Below are 7,966 nucleotides of genomic sequence, written 5' to 3' on the forward strand. Positions count from 1 at the left end.
CTCGGGCAGCGCGCCGCCGAGCGCGAGCCGGTGCATCGCCTGCTTCATCGTCCGGCGCGGGACGAGCTTCAGCGCATAAAGCAGCGCGACGGGGAGCAGCAGCGGGATGAGCAGCAGCCGCCACGGCGCCCGCGTGCGCGCGGCGAAGATCAGGAAGGGCGTGTAGGTCGGCAGAATCGTCAGCGTGCGGTCGAGATCGAAGATCGACAGCCGGGCGAGCGCCGGTGCGGCGGCCGGTGGTGGCGTTTGTCTGGCGATACTGGCTTGTGCGTGACCCATGACCCGTTCCTTTTTCTGCGAAACGGGCCATGGCGGCGGCGCCTGTCATGTTGGTGGCGCAAAGATTTGATTTTGCCCATCTTCGGGTCCGGGCTGCGAAGATGACGAAAATCAAATGTTCGAAAATATGGCGGCACGGCATCGGCTTGCGTAAGGACGGGCGATGCAAATCCTGGTGATCGAGGATGATGCCCGCGTCGCGGAGCATATCGGCAAGGGGCTGAAGAGCGCCGGGCATGTCGTGACGCTGGAAAGCGACGGCCGCGCGGGGCTGCTGCGCGCCGCGGCCGACAGTTTCGACATGATCATCGTCGACCGCATGTTGCCGCATGTCGACGGGCTGACGATCGTCCAGACGATCCGCGCGACGGGCGATGCGACGCCGATCCTGTTCCTGAGCGCGCTGGGCGAGGTCGACGAACGCGTGGCCGGACTGCGCGCCGGGGGCGACGATTATCTGACCAAGCCCTTCGCCATGTCCGAGCTGCTTGCGCGCGTCGACGTGCTCGCGCGGCGCGGACCCGCGATCGTCGCCGAGACGCGGCTCGCGGTCGGCGACCTCGAGATCGACCTGCTCGGCCAGCAGGTGAAGCGGCAGGGGCGGCCGATCGACCTGACCGCGCGCGAATATCGCATCCTGACCTATCTCGCGCGCAACGAGGGACGGGTGGTGACGCGCTCGATGCTGCTCGAACATGTGTGGGACTATCATTTCGACCCGCAGACCAACATCATCGACCAGCATGTCAGCCGCTTGCGGCAAAAGGTCGACCGCGGGTTCGACGCGGCGCTGATCCACACGGTGCGCGGCACCGGCTATCTGATGCGCGCGGCGTGAGCGGCGCGCGCATGCCGCGCATCGGGCGCAGCCTGACCTTCCGGCTCGGGCTGATCTATGTCGCGCTGTCGCTCGGCTCGACGCTCGCGATGTTCGGTGCGGCTTATTGGATCGGCGTCTACCAGCCGCTGCAACGCGAAGCCAAGGCGGTGATCGCCGAGGCCGGCCGGCTGGCGGCGCTCGATGCCGCCGAAGGGCGCAACGGATTGATCGCGGCGCTCGACGGGCGCCAGCGCACGCCGGGCGATCGTCATGCCTTTCACGCGCTGGTTGCCGCGAACGGACAGGCGCTGACCAGCAACCTGCCGAGCTGGCCCGCCGTGCCGATCGTCGGGTGGCGGCGGCTCGAGGCCGATCTCTACGCCAATGGCGAGGAATATGACTATGAGGCGCTGGTCGTCGAGCGCCGGCTGGGCGATGGGGCGCGGCTGATCGTCGGGCGCGACGTCGAGGATATCGACGACCGCGACGAATTGTTCGCGACCAGTTCGGCGTGGCTGATCGTGGTGGCGGCGCTGATCGCGATCGCGGGCAGTTTCGCGATGTCTGCCGCGGTCGGGCACCGCATCGACGCGGTGACGCGCACCGCGCGGCGCGTGATGGCGGGCAGCATGACCGAGCGCATCCCGCTGCGCGGCACCGGCGACGATTTCGACGAACTCGCCGAGGCGCTCAACCTGATGCTCAGCCGGATCGAGGAATCGGTCGAGGCGGTGCGCCGCGTTTCGGACAATGTCGCGCATGAATTGCGCACCCCGCTCGCGCGGTTGCATGCGGACCTCGACGAATTGCGCATGGCGAGCGACGAGGGCGAGCGCCAGCGGCTCGCCGACCAGGCGGTCGCCGAGGCCGAACGGCTGCAGGCGATTTTCGACGCGCTGCTGCGCATCGCGCGGATCGAGAGCGGGCGGCATCTTGCGGGGGTCAAGCCGATCGACCTGTCGACGCTGCTCGCCGATGCGGTCGAATTCCACACCCCCGACGCCGAGGCACGCGGCCAGCGGATCGAGGCCCGGATCGCGAGCGGGCTGTCGATCGAGGCGGACCCCAATCTGCTGTTCCAGGCGGTGTCGAACCTGCTCGACAATGCGATCAAATATGGCGGCGAGGGCGGGGTGGTGACCGTCGTCGGTGCGCGACGGCACGGCTGGGTCGAGCTGGCGATCGCCGACACGGGGCCGGGGATCCCCGACGAGTATCGCGACCGCGTGACCGAGCGCTTCTTTCGCCTGTCCGCGACCGCGGACCAGCCGGGGACGGGGCTGGGACTGGCACTGGTCGCCGCGATCGTCGCGCTGCACCGCTGGACGATGGAAATCGGCGATGCCGGGCCGGGGACGCGGGTTTCGATCCGCTTCTAGGTCGCCGCCGACGCCGAAACGCCGGGCTTCACCCGCAATAGCAAGACTATCTTCCCTCCCTGGCGCGCGATGATATGACGGGCGCACGGGCCGTGCGGACGCCCGTCCAGGCGGTTCGCCGCCCAAGTTCCGCTCCAACAGGCCGCATTTTGCGGCAGGAGCGCGCTTGGCATGACGAATCCCGAACCTTCCCCTCCCACGCTCGGCCTTTTCCGGCTGTTCCTGAAATTCCTGCGCTTCGGCTGCCTCGCCTTCGGCGGGCCGGTGGCGCAGATCGCGATGGTGCGCCAGTCGCTCGTCGAGGAGGAACGCTGGATATCGCCGCAGCGCTTCAACCGGCTGCTCGCGGTGATGCAGATATTGCCGGGGCCCGAGGCGCACGAACTGTGCGTCCACCTCGGCATGGTCGCACGCGGGCGGATCGGCGGGCTGCTCGCGGGGCTCGGCTTCATGCTCCCGGGCTTTGCCCTGATGCTGCTCGCCGGATGGCTCTATGACGGCTGGATCGTCGGTCGGCCCGGCGCGGCGAGCATCTTTTTCGGCATCCAGGTCGTCGTGCTCGCGATCATCCTGCGCGCGGTGCAGCGGATCGGCGCGCATATATTGGAGGATGCGCTGTTGTGGATCGTCGCGGGCGCGAGCTTTGCGGCGACGCTTGCCGGGGTGCCTTTCTGGATCCCGCTGCTCGCGGGCGGGCTGGTCTATGCCTTTTCGGCGCGCAAGGCGCTCGCGGCGCTGATACTCGTCGCGGCGGCGGCGCTGGCGTGGGTGATCCCGGCGTCGAACGGCTTTCACCCCGCGGTGGCGGCCGCAGCGGGACCCGCGACGACGCTGGCGCTGTTTGTCGCGGGGCTGAAGGGCGGGCTGCTGACCTTTGGCGGCGCCTATACCGCCATCCCCTATGTGCGCACCGACACGGTCGGGCGCGGCTGGCTGTCCGACGGGTCGTTCCTCGACGGCGTTGCGCTTGCGGGAATCCTGCCCGCGCCGCTCGTCATCTTCGCGACCTTCGCGGGCTATGTCGCGGGGGGCTGGAGCGGCGCGGTGGCGATCACTGCGGGCATGTTCCTGCCCGCCTTCGCCTTTTCGATGATCTTCTTCGAACGGCTGGAGGCGGTGGTCGAAAATCCGGCGCTGCACCATCTGCTCGCGGGCGTCGCTGGGGCGGTGGTCGGGGTCATCGCCGCGACGCTGGTCCAGCTCGGCTGGTCGACCGCCGAGCGCGCGTCGGGGCTGGTCGTACCGATCGCGATCTTCGCGGCCGCACTGGTGCTGGCGTGGAAACTCAAGGGCAAGCTCGTCATCCCCGCGCTGATCGTCGCGGGCGGGATCGCGGGCTGGCTGCTCGGCCTCTGAGCCGGGGCATGGCGCCCCGGCCCGCCGGGGCGCCTATTTCTTCTTTTCGACCAGTTCGCGCAGCAGGAAGGCGTGGAGCATCGCGGCGCGGATCGCGTCCTCGGCATGGTCGGCGCCGACCGAATGGCCGCCCTCCAGATATTCGTGATAATAGACGCTGTTGCCATATTCCTTCAGCCGCGCCGCGAATTTGCGCGCATGGCCGGGGTGGACGCGGTCGTCCTTGGTCGACAGGTAAAGGAAGATCGGCGGATATTTCACGCCCTTCCTGATGTTCTGGTACGGCGAATATTTCGACATGAACGCCCAATCCTCGGGCACGTCGGGATCGCCATATTCGGCGACCCACGAGGCGCCGGCGAGCAGCTTGTTGTAGCGCTGCATATCCTTCAGCGGCGAACCCGAAATGACCGCGCCATAGAGGTCGGGGCGCTGTTCCATCGCCGCGCCGACAAGGACGCCGCCGTTTGAGCGGCCCGAAATCGCGATCTTGCCCTTCGCGCTGACCCCGGTGGCGACCAGATCCTCGGCGACCGCATGCAGGTCGTCGAAGCTGTTCTGGCGTTTCTCGCGCAGTGCCGCCTGGTGCCAGGCGGGTCCATATTCGCCGCCGCCGCGGATATTGGCGAGGACATAGGCATTGCCGTCCTCGACCCAGAAGAGGCCGAGCGGGCCGGCGCGATAGGGCTGGCCGGTCAGGTAACCCGGCGTCTGCGCGGCGCGAAAGCCGCCATAGGCGTGGACGAGCGCGGGAACGGGGCCGGTGGCGCCGGTCTTGCGGACGAGGAAATAAGGGATTTTGGTCCCGTCCTTCGACGTCGCGAAGCGTTTTTCGACGCGCATGTCCTTGGCGTCGAAGGTCGCGGGCAGGCTCTGCACCGCTGCCGCTGCCGCTGCCTTGCCCTCCGAAACCGCATAGAGCGTCGGCGGCATCAGCATCGTCTCGGCGGTCGCGAACAGCATGTCGCGCTTGCCGACCGCGCCGGCGATCGAAACCGTCGCATTGTCGGCGAGCGCGACGTCCTTCTGGCTCCACCGGCCGGTCTTGGGATCGCGGCGCAGCGCGAACAGCTTGCCCTCGACATCGTCGAGCGCCTTCACCCACAGGATATTGTCGGTTGCGGCGACATCCTCGATCGCCTGCGCGCTCGTCGGGGTCATCGCGGTGACGATCGGCACCTGGCGGTCGGCCGACATGTCCGCGAGCGACAGCGAGACGAGCGAGCCCGCGGCGATGCCCGCCCATTCCTTGTTGAGGAAGATCACGAGCTGGCCGTCGATGACGTCGCGCACGCTCGCGGTGTCGGGGACGATCGTCGAGATATATTGCGACGCGTCGCTATTCGGCAGCTTGTAATCGGCGGTGTAGAAGGTCTTGCCGCGGCTGATCATCGGCCAGCGCCGGTCGCCGTCGGTGAAGGCGAAGACGTTCATGCCGACATCTTCATGCTCGCCCTCGGCGATCGTTTCGGCGGCCGACAAGGGCGTCCCGCGCTTCCAGCGCTTGACGATGCGCGGATAGCCCGACGCGGTCATGCTGCCTTCGCCATAATCGGTCGCGACGAGCAGCGTGTCGGCATTCTCCCACGTCACGCTGCTCTTCGCCTGCGGCAGGCTGAAACCGCCGTCGACGAAGCTTTTCGTCGTGCGGTCCCATTCGCGCACGATGTCGGCGTCGGTGCCGCCGGGGCTCAGCGAGACGAGGCAGCGCTTGTAGTCGGGGGCGAGGCAGTCGGCGCCGTGCCAGACCCAGCTCTGCTTCTCGGCCTTGCCGAGCGCGTCGACGTCGATCAGCACCGTCCAGACGGGCTTGCCCGCGAGATAGGCGTCGAGCGGGCTTTGCCGCCACAGTCCGCGCGGGTTGGCGGCGTCGCGCCAGAAATTGGTGATGGTCTCGCCCATCACCTCGCCGGGCATCGCGATCTGGCGGTCGTCGTCGAGGATGGCGCGGGCGCGCTGGCGATCGGCCTCGAACCCCGGGCGCGACAGCAGCAGCTTGTCGGCCTCGGCATTTTCCTTCTTCACCCAGTCGAGCGCCTTTTGGCCCTCAGCTGTTCGCTCGCGGCGAGCGCGGTGCGGATCATCTTCGTCTCCGGGAAATTATCTGATGACGCTGTGCTAGCATCATCAGACAGCCCGAGGGAAGGGCGGTCGGAGCCGCCGCCTATTGATCGATGATGATCGTGCCCGGGTGATGCTTGTCGAGATGCTTCTTGATGATCTTGAGGTTGCGCGTGTTCGAGCGGAACAGGAAGTCGAAGGCGTCGCCGACGAGCGGGACCGCGCCGAGCGCCGTGTCGACGCCGAGATTGCCGACCATCCGCCAGATCTTCCATTTCGGCAGGCCGAGGTTGCGCGCCTCCCAGATCAGATAGGCGCCCATCGTCGCGGTGATGACGTCGCCGACGACGGGGATCAGCCCGACGATCGCGTCGAGCCCGACGGGGCGGTTGATGCCGGGAACGGTGAAGCTGCGCTCGAGGATATATTCGAGCGTTTCGACGCGCTTGCGCAGCGCGGCGGGGTCGCGGCGATTCTGGATCAGCGCATCGAACAGCGCATCGGTGTCGCGGGTCGAAGGGGCCATCGGGGTCCTTTCAGGCGGCGCCCGACGATGGACGCCTCAAAACATCTGGTGTGTTAGTTGGGTAGGGCAATGAGGCGATTCAAGGGGTGCTGGCTGCGGCCGTTGGCGCGCAGCCCGGTCAGGCGCTGCGACGCGACCGACCAGCGCAGCGGCGTGGCGATCGGGATGAAGGGCGAATAGCCCGCGAGCAGTTCCTCGGCCTCGCCGATCAGGCGTGCCCGATCGGCCGCGTTGGTCGCGGCGGTCGCCTGGGTTATCGCGTCCTGTACGTCGCGGTGGCACATGGTATCGGCGCGGCACGACAGGCGGCGCAGCCCCCACAGGGCGTCGTCGTTGGGCATCACCTCGTCGATCAGCCGCAGGTCGGCGGCCGCCGTCATCGCGACGCGGCGGCTGGGCATGCCGATCCGCGCCAGGTCGGCCGCGATATAGGCGTAGAGGATCCGCCCGCCGGGCGAGTCGGGGACCGCGATGCGCAGCGGCTCGACGACATTGCCGCTGGCGCGCCAGCTATCGACGGTGCGCTGTGCCTGTTCGAAGCGTATCCGTTCGGGATAGTCGGCCCAGGCGGGCAGCAGCGGCGCCGGCCCGGCGTCGCGCGTGTAAAGGTCGGGGCGCATCGTCATCTGCGGCGTCCATTCCTGAAGCCCGAAGGCGGCGACAACGCGTTCGCGCCGGATCGCACGCGACAGCGCCTCGCGATTGGCCTGGACGCCCAGGAAACCCTCGGTGCCGACCATGCTGAAGCCGAACAGCCCCGGCACCGGATCGACGACGAGCCGCGAGCGCCCGATGTTCGAGGCGGCGAAATAGGGCAGGGTGGAAAAGCGTCCGCCGACGACGCCATCGGCATAGCCGTTCTTGAAGCGCGCGAGCGCGCGCGGCGCGGTGGTGCCGACCAGTTCGATTGACGCCGAAGGGGCGGCGGCCGCGGCTTCGGCGGCCTCGGGGTCTTCGGCGAGCGGATCGGGGACGGGGGTGAGCAGCATCGCACGGCCGCTGCGTTTTGCGCGCATCGGCCCCCAGCCGAGCCCGCGGTTGACGATCGCCATCGACGGCTGCGCGAGCAGTTCGAGCATACCGGGCTGCGGCACCGACAGGCGAATCTCGATCACGCTCTCGGTCATCGCCTTGATCGTCTCGATCTCGGGGAAATCGCCCTTCAGCACATGCTTGCTGCGCGGCGCGAGATAGCCGCGCAGGATCGTCGCGACGTCGGCGGCGGTGACGCGGCGCCCGTTCGACCATTTGGCCTCGCGAATGCGAAAGACATAGCTGCGCCCGTCGGCGGTGACGGTCCAGCGCTCGGCGAGGCCGACGTCGATCTGTCCTTCGCCGTCATAGCTGACCAGCCCCTGCGAGGTGGCGTCGAGCAGCGCGGCATTGGCGGCGGACAATTCGCCGTTGATCGGGCTGGCGCTGCCGTTGAGCGTCCCGATCGCCGCGACCTGCACCGGCCCGCGCTCGCTGAACAGTCCGCAACTGCCGAGCGCGAGCGCGAGCAGGCCCGACGCGGCAAGGCGGGCGATACGGGCGGGCGGGCTG

The 7,966-nt window shown here is 68.2% G+C and carries 6 protein-coding genes and 2 pseudogenes; 3 read left to right on the forward strand and 5 right to left on the reverse strand.

The window, feature by feature from the left end; translation table 11 throughout:
• Positions 1–279, reverse strand: a pseudogene (locus B1A78_RS19025) (hypothetical protein); the annotation flags it as partial.
• Between the two features lie 163 nt (positions 280–442).
• On the opposite strand from B1A78_RS19025, the gene B1A78_RS19030 reads away from it, so the two are divergent.
• From B1A78_RS19030 to chrA, 3 genes are all read left to right on the forward strand, one after another.
• The gene (locus B1A78_RS19030) at positions 443–1,117 is read left to right on the forward strand and encodes a response regulator transcription factor (protein ID WP_077148471.1); all 675 of its coding nucleotides are present in this window, start codon (positions 443–445) and stop codon (positions 1,115–1,117) included.
• Positions 1,114–2,478, forward strand: coding sequence for a HAMP domain-containing histidine kinase (locus B1A78_RS19035; protein ID WP_077148472.1), 1,365 nt, complete (start codon positions 1,114–1,116; stop codon positions 2,476–2,478). The genes B1A78_RS19030 and B1A78_RS19035 overlap by 4 nt, the downstream gene beginning before the upstream one ends.
• A 171-nt stretch (positions 2,479–2,649) precedes the next feature.
• Complete coding sequence (chrA, locus tag B1A78_RS19040; RefSeq protein ID WP_077148473.1) at positions 2,650–3,834, forward strand: chromate efflux transporter; 1,185 nt, start codon at positions 2,650–2,652, stop codon at positions 3,832–3,834.
• Between the two features lie 33 nt (positions 3,835–3,867).
• On the opposite strand, the gene B1A78_RS23195 is transcribed toward chrA, so the two are convergent.
• From B1A78_RS23195 to B1A78_RS19055, 4 genes and pseudogenes are all read right to left on the reverse strand, one after another.
• Positions 3,868–4,773, reverse strand: a complete 906-nt coding sequence (locus B1A78_RS23195) for a prolyl oligopeptidase family serine peptidase (protein ID WP_306171661.1) — start codon at positions 4,771–4,773, stop codon at positions 3,868–3,870.
• Positions 4,753–5,871: pseudogene (locus B1A78_RS23200) on the reverse strand (S9 family peptidase); the annotation flags it as partial. The pseudogene B1A78_RS23200 and the gene B1A78_RS23195, both read right to left, overlap by 21 nt.
• A gap of 127 nt (positions 5,872–5,998) precedes the next feature.
• A complete protein-coding gene (locus B1A78_RS19050) occupies positions 5,999–6,421 on the reverse strand; it encodes a DUF4112 domain-containing protein (protein ID WP_077148474.1) in 423 nt (140 codons plus the stop codon).
• Positions 6,422–6,474: 53 nt separating this feature from the next.
• A partial coding sequence (locus B1A78_RS19055) for an ABC transporter substrate-binding protein (RefSeq protein WP_083734327.1) occupies positions 6,475–7,966 on the reverse strand: 1,492 nt, incomplete at its 5' end.

Origin of the sequence: Sphingopyxis sp. KK2, from assembly GCF_001990265.1 — a bacterium.
Classification (GTDB): Bacteria; Pseudomonadota; Alphaproteobacteria; order Sphingomonadales; family Sphingomonadaceae; genus Sphingopyxis.